Raw genomic sequence first — 1,514 nt, 5'->3', positions numbered from 1 at the left:
TAAGGTTTTGTAGCTTGGTATATTGTTTAGTACAACAGTTAGTTTGATAGATGATTTATCTACGTTTAACTGGTTGTTGAGATCCAGCCCATAGGGGAGCGACATTTCATATAACAGTAAATATTGTGCCGCTAAATCTTGTGACTCCGGTAGCCGGAAGTATGACTCATCATCGGCATGCATATTTTTATTCAGGCGCTTGAATATCTCGGTAATCGTATCGACATGAACAACTTCTTCTCGAGCTTCAAGCCATTGGCTGAATGCCTCGACCTGTTGTAAGAATTTCGGGTTGCTTATCTCACCGGATTCTCCGGCAACTAGTGAGTATTCAATTGTATAAATGCCAGAAAGGTTTTCAGCGGTAAAGTCGGTGTCTTTTCTAAATTCTACACTTTGCTTGAAGTAACCGACAAAGTCGTCATTTATCATATTTAATGGTATAGCAGAGAAAATGGCGATTGTTACCAAGCCGGTACCGATCAAAATTTGTCTGCGTTTGTTAATGACGAAATTAGCGATTGCATCAAGGCCTTTGTGTGCTTTATCTGCTTGCTTCTTCTCTTTTACCGGTAGCACCATAACCAGTGCTGGAAGTAAAAATACTGATAGAAAGAATGCTGCAACGACGCCCATAGCTACAGTATTACCTAAATCTCTGAAGGGTGGAACTTCACTAAAGTTAAGTGTCATAAAGCCAACAACTGTTGTGATGCTGGTGATGAAAACCGGCTGGAAATTGATACGTATGGCTTCTTGCATTGCTTCGGCTTTAAGCATTCCGTGCCGCATGTTAAATAGAAAGGTCACTAGAATATGAACGCAATCGGCAACGGCCATTGTCATGATTACCGTGGGCGCTGAGGTGCTTGGACCGGTAAGCGTCCATCCTAGCCAACCGAACATTCCCATTGCGCTGACGATAGACATTATTATGACAACCAAGGTTACGGCGGTACCGGTGAACGAACGTAAAAGCAATAATAAGGTGAAGATTATTATCACAAACATGACCGGAAACAGGTTTGCAAGGTCGTCCTGGGCTGATTCAGAAAAGGCATTGCCTAGCATCACGCTACCTGTGATATAAACATCCAGGTGGGGGTAGTCTTCTTCAAACTGGGCAATCATCACACGTGCTTGCGCTACTAGTTCGGGAATCTCCTGTTCGGTCAATTGAGGAAGTTGAACTGTGGTATTGACCGCAGTAACATGCGCTTGCTTGGAAATAAGGCGACTTTCTAGCAGCGGCTCGCTAAGCGCAATCCGTTTAATCTCGTCCAAATCGGCTTCATCTGGAAATTCAACCAGGTCGTTAACGAGCAAGTCATCTTCTTCGGCTTTTGTATATTGGAAGTTTGTGATTGAATCGACGCGTGTTGAATAAGGCAATTGCCAAGCTCTATCAGTTAGATCTTTAACTGCATTCAAGGTTGGAACGGTAAATACCTCGCCATCTTTCGGCGCTAGAACAACAAATATATTGTCTGATTTTGAATAGGTGTTTTGGAGTG

At 43.0% G+C, this 1,514-nt stretch carries 1 protein-coding gene; it reads right to left on the bottom strand.

Annotated elements, in window-relative coordinates; all coding sequences use genetic code 11:
- The coding region (locus A3729_RS13240; protein WP_156497940.1) for an RND family transporter at positions 1 to 1,514 on the bottom strand (1,514 nt) is incomplete at both ends.

This window comes from Oleiphilus sp. HI0043, assembly GCF_001634935.1.
The sequence above is the reverse complement of the archived record's forward strand: the minus strand, read 5'-3'. Positions and strand labels throughout refer to the sequence as shown.